This is a genomic window from Photobacterium andalusiense, assembly GCF_900185625.1.
In the GTDB taxonomy this organism is placed as follows: domain Bacteria; phylum Pseudomonadota; class Gammaproteobacteria; order Enterobacterales; family Vibrionaceae; genus Photobacterium; species Photobacterium aquimaris.
Window position 1 is genome coordinate 1 of record NZ_FYAJ01000010.1, and the last position, 15,787, is coordinate 15,787.

The window sequence follows — 15,787 nt, forward strand, 5'->3', positions numbered from 1 at the left end:
CCCGTCCGCCGCTCGTCAGCATTGATAGCAAGCTATCAATCTGTTACCGCTCGACTTGCATGTGTTAGGCCTGCCGCCAGCGTTCAATCTGAGCCATGATCAAACTCTTCAATTAAAGTTTTGTTGTCTCTTTCGAAACGGCTCAATGAATACTGACTTCAAAACTACCTTAGTAATTTTAAAGCTATTACCATTCCAACAGAATGGTAATGAATTGACTGTGCCAAATAACCGTAGTTATTTGTATTGGTCACTCAGTTCATTGATAAATCTTTCGACTTAACTATTCAACGAGTGCCCACACAGATTGCATGGTCAAATTATTAAAGAACGTTGACTTTCAATACCTTAGTGATTTATCACCGGCAAGTCAGGCTGCGTATAATACGCAATCTCAATATGAAGTCAAGAAGAAATTTTATTATTTAAAACCTCTTATTGACTCTTCTTTCGCTGTAACAGCTAAAGAAAAACTTCTTAGAAAGAATCATCTAATATTCATTGAATTAAAGATTAATCATTACTAATAAGTTAAATATCAAAAGTTTGAACTCTGTCGGTTGTTGAACCGTATTCCCTTTCGATGGAGCTGCATTATAGAGACTTTGATCACTCTGACAAGCCTTTTTAAAAAAAAAGAATGTAATTGCTGATTATTTCATCTAATGTGAACAATGTGACTGTAATAAGCACATGCGAGTATATTTAAGCTCAATTATTATGAATTACAGGTCATTAAAATTGGCATCATTGTAAGCTTGATGTTAAAACACCAACTTAATGCATTCTTCTCTTTCCCTTTTGAGATGTACTTTAAATATGAAATCAAATAACCAAACCACAATAACTGTGATTGCTATCGCTATCATTGGCGCCTTAATCTTTAGTATGTTCAGTAGTACTCCACCAGCCATCAGTTTTGCACTAGGTGCAATGCTAACAGGACTGGCGTTACACTTTATGCAAGAAAGTAAACATACCGTCCTCGATGAATCAGATCCCTCTCAGAGCAGTAAAACACTTTATGTTGGCAACCTTCCTTATCGTGCAAATGAGAGTGACGTAAAAAATCTTTTTGCTGAGCATGGTGATGTTTTTGCCGTACGCTTAATGAAAGACAAGCGTACAGGCAAACGTAGAGGTTTTGGCTTTGTTGTTATGAGTAGTCAAGATGCAGAGCATGCAATTGAGCAACTTAATAATCAAGAATATGGTCAGCGTACACTAAAAGTACGTGAGGCTAATGAGCCTAAAAATGCGGATAGTTTAGATCTTGAATAGTATCTAACTGCATTGCATTTAAGCTTTTATTCAGCGCCGCAGCATCATATGTTGCGGCGCTGCTGTATGTGACATTCTTTATTGTATTACCAGACGCCATAACGCTACTCGGAAAATCTAATAATAGTGCAACTCGCTTAGCAATTGCTTTACCTGAATCCACCACATTAACAGGGTGCTTAAAGGCGGTCTCAATTTCATGCTTGATCAGTGGAAAGTGGGTACAGCCTAATACAATACTATCGATTGTTCCTTGCCAAGGTTTTAGAATTTGTTCCAACTCTTCTATATCAACTGATTTACCACGTAACTTCTGCTCTGCTATTTCGACTAATCGCGTCGAACCAATCATCTTAACCTCACACCCCTTAGCAAATTGCTGTACTAATTGATGGGTATAATCTCGACTTACCGTTGCTGGAGTGGCTAGTAAACCAATAGCTTTAGTCTGACTAACTAAAGCAGCAGGTTTTATTGCAGGTACTACACCGACAACAGGAATAGTTAACTGTTGACGCAAAGAAGGTAAAACAATCGTGCTGGCGGTATTACAAGCAATAACGACTAAATCAGCTTGATACTGGTTAGCAAGTAGCGTCACAATATGATTAGTACGCTTAATTAAAGTGGCATCATCAAGCTCGCCATAAGGAAAAGCTGCGTTATCAAAAGCATAAATGAACTGCACTTGCGGTAGTAAAGCATGGATCTCTTGATAAACAGATAAACCGCCCACTCCAGAATCAAAAATAACAACTTTTTTCACTACCACTGACCTTATTACGATATCAAGCTGTCATGATACTGCGATATCAACGTTCGGCAAAGTGCCTGTCTCGATAACCATATAGCGTTGATAATAAAATCGCATCTCTATTTCGCAAACTAACCACTTTATATGTAGTGGCTGCTGATAAAAAGGCGCATCAACGACCAATGAATGAAACTCACCATTCTCACCGCACGGATCAATTGTTTTCGGCAACTCATTTAATAACTGATGATTAAACCAACGCCCACAAAATTGACTATCTAATTGAGTACTATCAATGGTGACTAATTTAGTTTTAATTCCAGACTCAATAATTTCATTGGCTAATTGAGTGCTAGGTTGACCTAATAAAGGAAAAATACATTGCCATCCTGCAGGCTCAATATACTGCCGGCGATAATCAGCAATACCATTATCAAACAAATCACCAAAAGCGACAGCATCAAACGGTAAGCCACAATTTTTTAGCCCATCAATAATCGCCTGCTGATAAATATCATTGGCGGGAAATACTTCAGGTAATGCAATCAGCACTAACGGTAAACCAATCAGCTGTGCTTGTTGTTTAACAACTGAGATTGGCGTCGCTTGAAAAGGAACATCGTTATTTACATGAGTTGTGAACAGTCCAACAACCTTATAGTCTGAATCATTCAATAACCGCGATAGGGTTAATGCTGAATCTTTACCTGATGACCAACTGATCATTACTTTTGTTTTCATCTGCATCACCATCAAAAAGACCGCGCAATGGCGGTCTTTGTCTATACATCATCAAATATTAAAACTGGTAATTAATACTGGTGTAGAACGTTCGACCAGGCATTACATAACCAGCAGCTGTTTCGTAATCCTCATTCAGCAAGTTCGCGACTCGGCCTTTTAAAGCAAGTTTAGGCTGCAACCAATAAGTTAATGCCAGATCCCATGTATCATAAGCGGGTAATTCGACATCAAAATCTGGGCGTTTACCGTGATACTGGTACGTTACTGCGGTATCAAGATTGCCATAACTCGCGCTACCGACCCATTTAAATGAGAACTTTTCACGACGTATTAGCTGCTTACCTTCGCTATCTCGAGGATCTTTAAAATCAAAGTTTAGCTGGTGACTAATAATACCGGTATCAAAATCAGCTTCGACTTCAACACCTTTGATTTTGCTTTCGCCTGCAACATTTTCATAAGACGGTGTACCGCTGGTATAACTGATTAAATCGTCAATACGCATTTGGTATGCAGTTACCGCCAAACTACCAATGTCGTAATCAGCATGTAAGGAGACATCAATATTTTTTGAGGTTTCAGGATTTAAATTAGGATTACCAGTTGACCAAGCACTTTTCACATACAATTGATAAAGGTTCGGTGCTTTAAATGCAGTGCCATATGAACCACGTAATTGAATATTGTCATTTAAATACCAACCACCAGCAATATTGTAAGTCGAATGAGTACCGTATTGCTGATTATCATCCAGACGAACACTGGTTTCGATACTAACCGGCGAGTAATCCCATAAGCCAATCGCATAGTAACCGGTATTATCTCGTTCTTTATTACCCGCAAAACCGGTTAAATCATTCCATTGCTCTTGACGCCAATCAATACCACCACTCACTGACAGTGTCGATAGTAATTGGTATTGGTTATGCCATTGAATATTACGCTGGTGATATTGGTCTTTACGATTCACGACATTAGTTTTATCAATGAGATCCAGGTTATCTTGCTTTTGGTAATCAAAAATCAGTGATGATTTATAGCTATTTTGAGCATATTTTAAACCTGCAGAGTAATCATTAAATTCCGTTTCAGCTCTTACATATTGATGCCCAGAATAGATACTTGAACCATCATATTGATAATGATTTTTATACCACCGAGTTGCGACATAGCCTGAAACTTGATCACTAAATTGATGATGCAGTGCTAACGATGCATTACGGCTATCAAAACCATGTTTATCACCGTCATTCAATCCTGGTTGAGGATGAACATTATAGCCTTTATCATTTTCGTAACCTGCAGCTAACTGTAATACGGTTTTATCCCCAATATTATAGGCGCCAGAAGCATTAGCCTCTTGGTAGTTATGACTCCCAATACCTAAATCTAACTTCGTTTTTGATGGCGTATCTGTACCTGTCAGGGTGATGATATTTATCACACCACCAATCGCTTCGGAACCATAGATCGCAGCTCGCGCACCGCGCGTAAATTCAATCCGCTCGACTTGAGTTAGTGGAATTTGGTTAAAATCAACGTTGCCAGCAACTGAGCGAGCCATACGAATGCCATCAACCAAGACTAATACTTGATCAGAGTTTGCCCCGCGAACAAAAATACTTGAACTTTGGCCTCGGCCACCATTTTGAGTGATCTGCACCCCTGGTAATAAGCTCAATACTTCAGTTAATGTTTTCGCCTGCACGTTATCGATATCTTGACGAGTGACAACATTAAAAGGTGCAAGTACAGATGTTACTGGTTGCTCAAAGCGGTTAGCCGTTACTACCATCACATCATCAGATGTAGTGTCTGCTGCAAATGAAGCAAAAGAAGGGAGACACAACGACGCTACTGTCGCTGCTAAAAGGGATTTTTTCATTACAATTTCCTAAGTCGCGTTTATATCAAAGCAAGATTGCTTGTTTGCTGGTTGGTATTCGGACTTAAGAGCATGACCATTTGGTCGCCTAGGCAACAACTTCCCATTGCCACTATACTAAATCATGCACTGATTATTTGTAGGGAGCATCAACAGTGTTTGGATTACATCCATGTGCGTTCGTTCTCTATTACCGCTGCGCGTCAGTTACGGATTTACACCGTATTCCCTAGCCTTCCAAGGCTAACCAGCACAGCGCGAATGCTAGTGGTGTATTGCTTTTATGTCTAGTTTTGTTTGTTATTAGTGATAGATTTTTGGGGGCTCCGCAATTTTAATTTGCCCCAACACTGGACATCAGTGTGCAATACAATAAAATCTGCGGTCTTATTTTGAGCAGTCGAGGCACACACTATGACATCCACCGTCCTTAATACCGCTGACTACCAGCCACAGTTGGATGAAAAAGCAGCCCGTATTCAAGATCTACTTAGCGATTTTGAAACGCCTGAATTGGAGGTGTTTGCCTCTCCTGCAGAGCATTACCGTATGCGTGCAGAATTTCGTGTATGGCACGAAGGCGAAGAACTGTATTACATCATGTTCAATCAACACACGCGTGAAAAGTACCGTGTTGATCAGTTCCCTGCGGCAAGCCGTTTAATTAACGATTTAATGCCAATGTTACTTGATGCAATCAAGCCAATAAAAACTCTGCGTCATAAATTATTTCAAGTCGATTTCTTATCAACATTAAGTGGTGAAATCCTAGTTTCAATGCTTTATCACCGCCAGTTAGATGATGAATGGACTCAAGCAGCAAAACAATTAAAGCAACGTTTGAATGACGAAGGGTTTAAGTTAAACCTAATTGGTCGTGCACGTAAGATGAAAATCGTCTTAGACCAAGACTTTGTCATTGAAGAACTAAAAGTTCATGATAAAACGTTAACTTACAAACAAGTTGAAAATAGCTTTACTCAGCCAAATGGTGAAGTTGCTCAGAAAATGTTGGAATGGGCGGTTGATTGCACTCGAGATAGTGCTGGTGACTTACTTGAGCTGTATTGTGGTAACGGTAATTTTTCACTTGCACTCGCGCCAAACTTTGAGCGTGTACTTGCAACTGAACTAGCAAAACCTTCGGTTGATTCAGCCCAATACAATATTGCGGTAAACAACATTGAAAACGTACAAATCATTCGTATGTCAGCGGAAGATTTTACTGATGCGATGGCGGGTAAACGTGAATTCCGTCGTCTAAAAGATCAGAATGTTGATTTGCAAAGTTATAATTGCAACACCATTTTTGTTGATCCACCACGTTCAGGTATGGATGACGGTACCTGCCGTATGGTGCAAGGTTACGATAATATTATGTATATTTCGTGCAACCCTGAAACTCTACGCGATAATTTGGCGATTCTAACTGAAACCCATAACATTACTCGATTCGCGTTATTTGACCAATTCCCTTACACCCATCACATGGAAGCTGGAGTTGTGCTTGAGCGTAAATAAGCTTAATTAGCCACAATATAGACATAAAAAAGGCGCTTATAGCGCCTTTTTGTTTTTATCATCGCAAGATACTTACGCTGCTTTTTTCTCTTTCTTATCCATGATACCCATTTTGTATGACACCCAAAATAGCAATGCTAGAGTAATCATTAATGGTATGAAATTTGACCCCATATCTGGATATTCAGCGCGAAGTAATGCCGCATAGCCAAATACACCGACAAAAAAACATGCACTTGCAACGGCTGGAATACCTTCAGCCATCGGCTTACGCATATATTCTTGATATAAGCAGTACAATGCCATGGCAAATGCCAAGACAGGAAAAATAGAGAACGTTACATAGCTTGAAAACAATACCGCCAGAGTGCCGTAACCACATAAACCTGTTAGTCCAGATAAAATCAGTGTTTTACGCTCTGCTTTAAGTTGTTGCTTATCCATATATACTTCACCAAAATCAAAATGAAATTATAGTTTCTGCCTGAGCTCTCGACGCTCACGCTCTTTTCGATACCAATAGGCACCTTTTGCAATCATTCTAAGTTGCATAATCAGTCTTTCTGCATGCTCAGCACGAGCATGGCTATCTAGATCAAGTGCCTCAGCACCAGAACTAAAGACCAATGTCACTGACGCTTCAGCTTGAGTATATGCTTCTTCATGAGTTACCCCAGTTTTAGCTTCAAGATACTCTGCTAGTTCAGCCCCGAAATGTTGTATTTCTCGTACAACAGCTGCTCGAAAAGCAGTTGATGTGCCAGAACGCTCACGAAGCAGCAAGCGGAATACGTTAGGACTACTTTCAATAAACTCCATAAAAGTCTCTACCGAGGTACGAATCACGCTGCCTTCGGTAGCAATGCGTTGTCGTGCCTGACGCATTAATTGACGAAGAATTAATCCCCCCTCATCAACCATGGTTAACCCTAGTTCATCCATATCTTTAAAGTGACGATAAAATGATGTTGGAGCAATACCTGCTTCACGCGCAACTTCACGTAGACTTAAATTAGAAAAACTTCGCTCGGCACTTAATTGGCTAAAAGCGGCATCAATTAATGAACGCCGAGTTTTTTCTTTTTGCTGAGCCCTAATCCCCATGAGTTATCTGCTTCTCTGTGATTTTATTACAATGATACTCTGCTTACACAGTAACATCCGCGTCATTGTAACGACGCTATACACTCACATAGTAAAGGTAGAGTGCGACTGACGCAAAGCTAGATTAATATCATTTTGCATTTTACATCACAAACTGTGGTGCTTGTTTAATAACCGATCAGGATCAATAACGTTTGATTAATAATAAAAACTTCGTGACTCAGTTCGAGCTCTGACTATGTAACCATTCATCCCTATCAGCCAAACCGTTACCATAATAGTTATTCACATAAGAATAACCCAATCAAGGAATGAGGCTATGTCTAATAACCAATCCACACCAAATAATCATTTTGATGTCATCATTATTGGCAGTGGTCCTGGTGGTGAAGGGGCTGCGATGGGACTCACTAAAGCTGGGTTTAAGGTTGCGATTATTGAACGTGAAAATAGCGTTGGCGGAGGCTGCACACATTGGGGAACGATTCCATCAAAATCATTACGCCATGCCGTAAGTCGAATTATCGAATTCAATCAAAATCCACTCTATTGCAACGATACCTCAACCTTACACCGTACCTTTAGTCAGATCCTTCACCATGCAGCAGAAGTTGTCAGCAAACAAACCCGTATGCGGCAAGGGTTTTATGATCGCAATCACTGCCAAATCATTCATGGCGAAGCTCAATTTGTTGACTCTCATACAGTCAGTGTGACTTGCAATGATGGCAGCATTGATTATTTCAGTGCTGAGCGATTTATTATTGCAACCGGTTCACGCCCTTATCAACCTATCGAGGTTGATTTCACGCACTCTCGAGTTTATGACAGTGATTCGATCTTACAATTAGCCCATGATCCACGTCATATTATTATTTATGGCGCAGGCGTTATTGGGTGTGAATATGCGTCTATTTTTAGAGGGCTTGGGGTTAAAGTTGATTTAATTAACACTCGACAACGATTATTGGAATTTCTTGATAACGAAATGTCAGACTCATTGTCTTATCACCTCACCAATACCGGTACCATGATCCGTAATGATGAAACTTTTGAAACTATAGAAGGCACTGATGACGGAGTTATTGTGCATTTACAATCAGGCAAGAAGATGCGCGCTGATTGTTTACTGTATGCCAACGGACGTACTGGTAATACCGATAAACTGGCATTAGAGCATGTTGGTTTAGAACCTGACTCGCGCGGTCAACTACGAGTTAATAGTAACTATCAAACCACAGTAGAACATATCTATGCGGTTGGGGATGTGATTGGCTACCCTAGTCTTGCTAGTGCGGCTTATGATCAAGGTCGATTTGTGGCACAAGCTATCAGTACAGGTAAGGCGCAAGGACAATTAATCGCTAATATTCCTACTGGTATTTATACCCTGCCAGAGATCAGTTCTGTCGGCCAAACAGAGCAACAATTAACTGCGGCAAAAATTCCTTATGAAGTCGGTCGGTCGCAATTTAAACACTTAGCGCGCGCTCAAATTGCAGGAACTGAAGTGGGTAGTTTAAAAATTTTATTCCACCGTGAAACCAAACAGATCCTCGGTATTCATTGCTTTGGCGAACGTGCCGCTGAAATTATTCATATTGGCCAAGCGATCATGGAACAAAAAGGTGAAGGTAATACCATTGAGTATTTTGCTAACACCACCTTTAATTACCCAACCATGGCGGAAGCATTTCGCGTTGCAGCATTAAATGGCCTTAATCGATTATTTTAACTATCACTAAATTACAATAATAACGGAGCCATTGAGGCTCCGTTATTAATTGTATTGTTTATTAGTGATGATTTTATTCGGCAGTCATTAAGCGATCATCAGCAGTTAGAATCGATGTCCATGGTAGCTGTTCATCACCTAACACAATAAAGTTAGGATTTTCTAATGTCTGGCGTAAGTTATAAGACAACGGTGTAATATGGGTATTAAAGATTCGCCCACCCGCTTCTTCAACAATACATTGTGTTGCCGCGGTATCCCACTCCCCCGTTGGTCCTAGACGTAAATAGCAATCAGCGCCCCCTTCTGCGACTAAACATGCTTTTAGAGAAGCAGAGCCAAGTTCAACAACATCATATTGATATTGACTGTCAAATCGTGCCTTAGTGATATCAACATTCTGACGCCGACTAATCGCAATCGTCAACGCACGTAATGGTGACTGGTGTTTATTGGTTGAGATCACACACGTTTCACCGTCAGCGGTAATTTTATGTGCCCCTTGACCTTGAGCGGCATAATACGTCACGCCAGAAACGGGAGCATATACCACCCCCATTACAGGCTTATTATTCTCAATCAATGCGATGATAGTGGCAAAATCACCACTGCCAGCAATAAATTCTTGAGTGCCATCCAGTGGATCGATCAACCAATAACGTGGCCATTGACTACGCTCAGTTAGCGAAATATTAGCGTCTTCTTCAGATAACACCGGAATATCAGGTGTTAGCAATGATAGTCGCTCAACCACTAATTGATTAGCTGCTAAATCAGCACTGGTTACTGGGGTATTATCTGATTTAATATGTTGCTCAAACTGACCATTTTGATAAATATCTAATATCAATCGACCAGAGGCTTGAGCAATATCGATAACCTCAGGAATAAGATGGTTAAGTGTCATTGGCTATTCCTCACAAGCTAAATACTTTAGGGCTAAAAACAGCGCACTAATACTACGCGCTTCCGAAAAATCAACATGTGTCAGCAACTCTTCAGCTTGTGCTAACGGCCAGCGTACAATATCTAGCGGCTCAGGCTCATCACCTTCTAGACGCTCGGGATATAAATCTTGACCGACAAACAGTGTCATTCGACTCGAAAAATAAGACGGTGCTAAAATCACTTCTTTTAATGGCTGTAATCGTTGCGCACCAAAACCTATTTCTTCTTTTAATTCACGATTTGCCGCTTCAAGTGCCGTTTCACCAGCATCAATCAAACCTTTGGGAAAACCTAATTCATAACGCTCAGTACCAGCAGAATACTCACGAATAAGTAATAAATCACCATCAGCAGTAACCGGAACAATCAATACTGCATGGCGCCCACTTGGCTGCATACGCTCATAAGTGCGCTCGACACCATTAGAAAAACGTAATTCCAATGATTCAATTTTAAAAAGTCGTGATTGTGCTACAACTTTGGCAGCTAAGATTTGGGGTTTATCTTTGCCTATCGCCATGATTAGGTCCTGTTTAATGAAATGCGTTACCAGAATAAAAAAAGCTTACTCTAATTAAAAGCGAATAATCACCAGAAAGAAAGCGGCAGTCGAAATCGACTGCCGGTTATTAATGCTTTTGTGATTAAAATGTTAACTCGCGCTACAATCGCCCGGAATAGTTAAGTTTATATTGACCTTTGATATTAGGATCACCTAACCATTTTAATTGTTTCGCAAGCCCAGCAGGAAATTGTGCTCCCGGTTTGAACCACCCGTGAAATTTATAGTGGCGATTAATTGCAAGGTTGGCTTGCCAATCACTGCTAACATCAGCAGAGGTTTGATTAATTTTGGCAACAACTGCGCCTTTAGCACAACTTAAATCGGCAAAAACAGGTCCAGGAGTTATAGTTCCCATTGGGGTTGCTACTGATCCTTGTACCCAAGCTAAAGTTGCATCAAGCGTTTTACAATAAGGTGCTGCATAGTGGTAATTTCTAACGGTTAATTCTAAATTACCTTCTACCGTTAACGGAACGGGCAGTTGGGCTTGTGCTATTGCTTGATCGGCAGGCATTGATAACAATAATTTTTCCGCAAATGGGCCATCACTGTTATAACCCACTAATCCTTGTCCTTGAAGTTGAAATTCACTGCCCTTACCAAAGCGAACATCAAATGCAAGTTCACCTTGTAGCAAGCGACCAATACGCATATTCCATTGCAAGTGACCAAAAGGTTGATTCTGCCAGCGAACATTACCTGCAGAGCCTTGCCATGGTGTCCCTGTAATGCCCTCTAAGGATAAACCATTAATTTTAGGTGCATGCTGCCATAACCAACTCGCAGGAACATGAGCCACTAAACTGGCAATAAATACTGCACCAAAACTGGCACTAACGGCTAACTTAAATTTCACGGTTATCCTCGTCCTAACTGCAAACGGTTAACTTCAACCATGCCGTTTTTGTCCGTTTTTGAGAGATCAATAAACTGAGTATTAATGCCATAGCTCTGCTGTAAATACACTAACCAATTGACTAGAGTATCAAACGGTAATGGCTGCACCCACACTTGTAGATCATCATTACGGGGCTGCATGCGAATCAAATCGATTTTAAAGCGAGTCGTGGTTTCATTAATAACTTGATTAAGTCCTTGATCACTGACATTGACGGTTCCACCTGCTCGTTTAAGTGCCGAAATCTGATTGGCTTTATGCTCAACCCATGTCAATAATTGACGCTGTTGATTAATCTTATTCTGCGCTGCTGCTGCACGTTGATTTAACGGCTGCCATACGCCCCAATACAACATTGCAATAGCTAATGCACTGCCTGCTCCAAGCAGCAAATACTGTTCCCGCTGACTGAGGGATTTCCACCATGCCTTAATCTCTGCCATTAGGCTTTTCTCCTCAGTACCACTGCACCACTAACTAAATTATCGGCTTTAGTTAACTGGCCTTGATCAACCTCAAACTGCGCACTCAATGCACTGCGTAACTGTTCAAAATCTTGGAACCCTGCCGCTGTCGCCTGTAAGCGCAATTCGCCACGTGTTTGATCATATTTTAGATTAACAATTTTAATCGAAGGTACTTTTATTAATGCTGGCTTTAATTCACTAAGCCACATTAACATGCCATTTTGTTCACCATGACCACCTAAACTTTTCAATGCTGCATTCATTTGATTTTTCAAATAACTCTGCGAAGGTATACGTTTAAACTGTGGTAAAACTTGACGAAAAATACGTTCACTTTCAGCTCGATACGCATTGGCTTGTTGCTCTAAACGCTGCGTAGTTAGTACTTGCTCTCCAATAAGTGCCACCAACACTACCGCAGCAGCGATCGCGACTTTACGCCACGGCTGTAAATGTTTACGCCATGCTGCTTGAGGTTTATAAGGCCCAGATAGCAAGGTTGCCTTTGATTCTGCAGCTCCGATAGCGAGTAACTGCATCACCAATTCTGGCGCTTGGGGCTGCCAATGCCCAGGAATATTTACCGGTGCTGGTGTATAGTGATGAATCGTCACCTGAGCCAAACTCGCAGTCGCGGCAACAATCGATTCAACTTCTTCCGTTAAACGTGCAGCTTCAGTTTCAGGCGTAATATCATCACCTTCGTCATCGGCGCTATCATCAACCGTATCAACAATAATTGGTGCTTTTTGCGCGGTTACCCAGGCAGCTAACCAACTACTGTCAGCACAAACGCCCATTGCTTCTGATTGGCGAATTAACCACTGCCCATCGATTTCAGCCGCACTGTAACCATCATTAAATAAGGGCAAACATAAACAATCGGGAATCAGTTTTTTAAGCTCAATACCACAGTCTGCAAACGCCGCTAACCACATTGCGATTTTGTGATGCTCAATAATAGCCACCGTCGCAATATCATTATCACGTTTAAGTAATTGCACATGTAAGCTATCAACATCTTGGGCAAGCTCTTCTTCTAGCAGGTACGGTAATACCGCCGCTAACTGACGGCTACTTCCAGCAGGAATCGCTACTTGGGTTAATAGCATCTCACTGGTTGGCACCAAGCCATAAACAGGGCGAGCTGCTGCATATTCAGTTAATTCACTTAACTGATTAATATCCGCCAATTGGCCAGATGCAATCACTTCATTTTGCAGTGGCGACCAGACCAACCATTGCACCGGCATTCCCGGCCGGCTACTTAGCCTTATCGTCAGAAATTCGCTCACGGATTCCTCCATATTGGCGACGAACTACCGTCACCTTGTTCTTATCATCACGTTTAAATAATGCCACGGTTCGCACTCGGGCACGGTCTACTTTTATTTCAGCGTCTAACGAAAAATAATGGCTGGTAACAGTTAGATATTGCTCCATTTCCGTTGCAGTTTTATCTGTTCCTGAATTAGGACTTACTGTTGGTGGCTGCGGAATAAGTTTCATAAAGTCAGCAACACTATCCCAAACAGTATGATTTTTATCACGATCAGCAATGATTTTTTTAGCATCATCTAATGATAATGAGGGCGCAAATAATGCCGATAACAATACTGCTTGTTTTTCAGTAATGGTATTGACGTTAAGTAACATATCATCGGTTGGCAAAGCACAAATCAAACCTTTAACTTGTTGATAAATTTTGGCTGAAACACCATTAATCGCTCTAAACTCACTGCCATCTGCCAACCAATCATTAGCAGTAACATAAGGTGGCTGAAAGCTTTCATAGCTACTGTCTTCAGCGCCATAAGCCGATTGCACTGTGGTATTGCTATCCACAAATTCCCAACTTGAGTCGGCAATCACCTCGGCTTCATAATCATCGACACCCGACTCAGTGAGAATATTTTGTAAATAAGTCACTAAAAATGGCTTTTGGCTATTATCAGCCTTCGGTTTGATCTTTCTAAAAGCATTTAAATTAAAACAGGTTTGTTTATCAGTTAAATTACCGCTGATTACCGCGCCGCCATCTAATGGATAACTTTGCTCACCAACAGCCCAAGCTTGGGTTAAATTAACAGTTTTACTGTCTTTAAGGCTTTGTTTGAGCGCTTGCTTTGCCAGCGCTTCAACCCCTAAGCTATACCAATAGCCTTGTTGATGTTCGACTTGGTTTTGTACTCGATGAAAGTTAAGTTGCAACCGCTCGGTCATTTGTACTGCTAATAAGCTCATCAAAGCCACTAACAATAAAACCACAATCAATGCAACTCCACGTTGTTTTCTCATGCGTCAGCCTTTGATTTATCGGTTAGCAGTGCAGAGGTCGGTAATAAATAAATTCGCTCAATTTTACCGAGTTTTTTCAAGGTCATAATAACTTTAATCCCTGCAGGCAAACTATCGGCTTTATTCCATTTTTTATGCCATTGCTTATCGTAATAAAACTCAAATTTTAAATCGCTAACTCCAGTCAGTAGCACTCGCACTAACGGCTTGGCACCTACAACAGTATCAGGGTAACGAAACCAAACCCGCTCTAAATTATCATCAATAATGCGGTAACCAACACGAGTAATATCACCGCGAGGGAACATCGATTGTGGATTTTGCCAACCACCACGAACAAAGGTGATCCCTTCGCTGCTTGAATCTAGAAGATACTCACTCGCTTGCAATATTTTGTCAGTTGGCTTTTCAGCATCCACTCTAAATTTTCGCGCTACAATCTGTCGAAAATCATTATCCATCATGATCATGGTGCGCTGAATCGCTTGTAAACGCTGATTGTGATCTTTTGATTGCGCATCACTACGCATAACATTAGTAATGACTTGATTGGCAGATAAGCTCAACATCGCAAACACCGCAATCGCCACCAACACTTCCAGTAAGGTAAAACCTTGCTGCTGACGACGATTAATTTGTAACATAAGTCTTTACCGTAATAACTGAATGTTTACGTTGTGGATCAGTCGCGACTGATACTTCTATTTGGCGCAACAATTGCTGTTGAGTTTTAGTACTGGTAACAGTCCAATACCAATCTCGATCAGCCAATGTCGATTTACCACGTTTAGTCGAACTTGGGTACTGACCGCTTAAATGCAATTGCGCTAATTCATTATCGGCTACCATTGAAGCCAAGGTTTTTTGCTCTAGATAACCTAAATTATTTAAATTTTGACTAACGGCACGCATCACGCTTAATGCCGCTACTGCAAAAATCGCTAAAGCAACCAACACCTCTAGCAGGGTAAATCCTTGCGAGCGCTTCACTGTGGTTGCTCCTGTCGTGATAATTGTTCGGCTAATGTTTGCCCTGGTGCTAATAGCACTAAATTACCCACTTCATCCGCCACCACCTGCCAAAATTGATGCTGATTATTAATTTCAAAACTGACCGTAAACGGGGTGTAGTCACCACTCGCCATCACCACAATTTGTGGTGGTAACGGTTTATTTTCCTGATCAGACTTTTTAAATATGTCGTCATTTTTAAACATCGACTCAGATTTAAAAAGTCGGTCCTTATCTTTCCATGCGCCACCAATTTCAACGTTAGCGGTAATACCCGCATCCAATTTTACATTGGTGAAAAATTTCGCTCCCTCTAATGGCTGCCAACCATCTTGAGTGAGGGTTAAAAAAGAATATTGATGGGGTTCAATACGAATACCGTAATCAACCCCATTTAACATTGCATCTTCACCCAACAGTTGAGCTAAATGATGAAAACGTACTGCCTGCTCTTTCACTTCATCACGCTTATTATTGGGTAACGTCGACACCACAGCAACGGCACTGGTAGCCAGTAGCACTAACACCAACATAATTTCAATTAAAGTAAAACCTGCATTACGCTTCATCATTATT

Annotated in this window: 17 protein-coding genes, 1 rRNA gene and 1 riboswitch; of the genes, 3 read left to right on the forward strand and 15 right to left on the reverse strand. The window is 40.9% G+C overall.

Annotation, left to right across the window (positions count from 1 at the left end):
* Positions 1–115 (reverse strand): 16S ribosomal RNA (locus tag PAND9192_RS16940); the annotation flags it as partial.
* Between the two features lie 704 nt (positions 116–819).
* Here PAND9192_RS16940 and PAND9192_RS16950 point away from each other — a divergent pair.
* The gene (locus PAND9192_RS16950) at positions 820–1,281 is read left to right on the forward strand and encodes an RNA recognition motif domain-containing protein (RefSeq protein ID WP_087854687.1); all 462 of its coding nucleotides are present in this window, start codon (positions 820–822) and stop codon (positions 1,279–1,281) included.
* Here the strand turns inward: PAND9192_RS16950 and murI are convergent.
* From murI to btuB, 3 genes are read right to left on the reverse strand one after another with little or no spacing between them, the layout of a single operon-like run.
* Positions 1,250–2,047, reverse strand: coding sequence for a glutamate racemase (gene murI, locus PAND9192_RS16955; RefSeq protein ID WP_087854688.1), 798 nt, complete (start codon positions 2,045–2,047; stop codon positions 1,250–1,252). The two genes, PAND9192_RS16950 and murI, sit on opposite strands and share 32 nt — an antisense overlap.
* Before the next feature lie 30 nt (positions 2,048–2,077).
* Positions 2,078–2,776: a Dph6-related ATP pyrophosphatase gene (locus PAND9192_RS16960; protein WP_087854689.1), complete on the reverse strand. Its 699-nt coding sequence runs from the start codon at positions 2,774–2,776 to the stop codon at positions 2,078–2,080.
* Between the two features lie 58 nt (positions 2,777–2,834).
* A complete protein-coding gene (gene btuB, locus PAND9192_RS16965; RefSeq protein WP_087854690.1) occupies positions 2,835–4,664 on the reverse strand; it encodes a TonB-dependent vitamin B12 receptor in 1,830 nt (609 codons plus the stop codon).
* A 32-nt stretch (positions 4,665–4,696) separates the two neighbouring features.
* A riboswitch (cobalamin riboswitch) is annotated at positions 4,697–4,931 on the reverse strand.
* A 147-nt stretch (positions 4,932–5,078) separates the two neighbouring features.
* Here btuB and trmA point away from each other — a divergent pair.
* Positions 5,079–6,185 (forward strand): tRNA (uridine(54)-C5)-methyltransferase TrmA, encoded by a 1,107-nt coding sequence (trmA, locus tag PAND9192_RS16970; RefSeq protein WP_087854691.1) that lies wholly within the window; start codon positions 5,079–5,081, stop codon positions 6,183–6,185.
* A gap of 72 nt (positions 6,186–6,257) precedes the next feature.
* Here the strand turns inward: trmA and PAND9192_RS16975 are convergent, their stop codons facing one another.
* Complete coding sequence (locus PAND9192_RS16975; RefSeq protein WP_087854692.1) at positions 6,258–6,629, reverse strand: YijD family membrane protein; 372 nt, start codon at positions 6,627–6,629, stop codon at positions 6,258–6,260.
* 27 nt (positions 6,630–6,656) lie between these two features.
* Positions 6,657–7,289, reverse strand: a complete 633-nt coding sequence (gene fabR / locus PAND9192_RS16980; protein WP_087854693.1) for an HTH-type transcriptional repressor FabR — start codon at positions 7,287–7,289, stop codon at positions 6,657–6,659.
* Between the two features lie 319 nt (positions 7,290–7,608).
* On the opposite strand from fabR, the gene sthA reads away from it, so the two are divergent.
* Positions 7,609–9,024, forward strand: coding sequence for a Si-specific NAD(P)(+) transhydrogenase (gene sthA / locus PAND9192_RS16985; RefSeq protein WP_087854694.1), 1,416 nt, complete (start codon positions 7,609–7,611; stop codon positions 9,022–9,024).
* Between the two features lie 73 nt (positions 9,025–9,097).
* On the opposite strand, the gene cysQ is transcribed toward sthA, so the two are convergent.
* From cysQ to gspH, 9 genes are all read right to left on the reverse strand, one after another.
* The gene (cysQ, locus tag PAND9192_RS16990) at positions 9,098–9,931 is read right to left on the reverse strand and encodes a 3'(2'),5'-bisphosphate nucleotidase CysQ (protein WP_087854695.1); all 834 of its coding nucleotides are present in this window, start codon (positions 9,929–9,931) and stop codon (positions 9,098–9,100) included.
* A gap of 3 nt (positions 9,932–9,934) precedes the next feature.
* Complete coding sequence (gene nudE / locus PAND9192_RS16995; RefSeq protein ID WP_087854696.1) at positions 9,935–10,492, reverse strand: ADP compounds hydrolase NudE; 558 nt, start codon at positions 10,490–10,492, stop codon at positions 9,935–9,937.
* A 142-nt stretch (positions 10,493–10,634) separates the two neighbouring features.
* Entirely contained in the window at positions 10,635–11,393 is a 759-nt protein-coding gene (locus PAND9192_RS17000) for a type II secretion system protein N (protein ID WP_087854697.1), read from the reverse strand.
* Positions 11,394–11,395: 2 nt separating this feature from the next.
* The gene (locus tag PAND9192_RS17005; RefSeq protein ID WP_087854698.1) at positions 11,396–11,878 is read right to left on the reverse strand and encodes a type II secretion system protein M; all 483 of its coding nucleotides are present in this window, start codon (positions 11,876–11,878) and stop codon (positions 11,396–11,398) included.
* On the reverse strand, positions 11,878–13,197 hold the full coding sequence (gene gspL / locus PAND9192_RS17010; protein WP_234999190.1) for a type II secretion system protein GspL: 1,320 nt from the start codon (positions 13,195–13,197) through the stop codon (positions 11,878–11,880). Before gspL ends, PAND9192_RS17005 begins: the two co-directional genes overlap by 1 nt.
* A complete protein-coding gene (gene gspK, locus PAND9192_RS17015; protein WP_087854700.1) occupies positions 13,166–14,200 on the reverse strand; it encodes a type II secretion system minor pseudopilin GspK in 1,035 nt (344 codons plus the stop codon). Before gspK ends, gspL begins: the two co-directional genes overlap by 32 nt.
* Entirely contained in the window at positions 14,197–14,844 is a 648-nt protein-coding gene (gspJ, locus tag PAND9192_RS17020) for a type II secretion system minor pseudopilin GspJ (RefSeq protein WP_087854701.1), read from the reverse strand. Before gspJ ends, gspK begins: the two co-directional genes overlap by 4 nt.
* Entirely contained in the window at positions 14,831–15,190 is a 360-nt protein-coding gene (gspI, locus tag PAND9192_RS17025) for a type II secretion system minor pseudopilin GspI (RefSeq protein WP_087854702.1), read from the reverse strand. The genes gspJ and gspI overlap by 14 nt, the downstream gene beginning before the upstream one ends.
* Positions 15,187–15,783, reverse strand: a complete 597-nt coding sequence (gene gspH / locus PAND9192_RS17030) for a type II secretion system minor pseudopilin GspH (protein ID WP_087854703.1) — start codon at positions 15,781–15,783, stop codon at positions 15,187–15,189. The genes gspI and gspH overlap by 4 nt, the downstream gene beginning before the upstream one ends.
* Positions 15,784–15,787 lie beyond the last annotated feature (4 nt).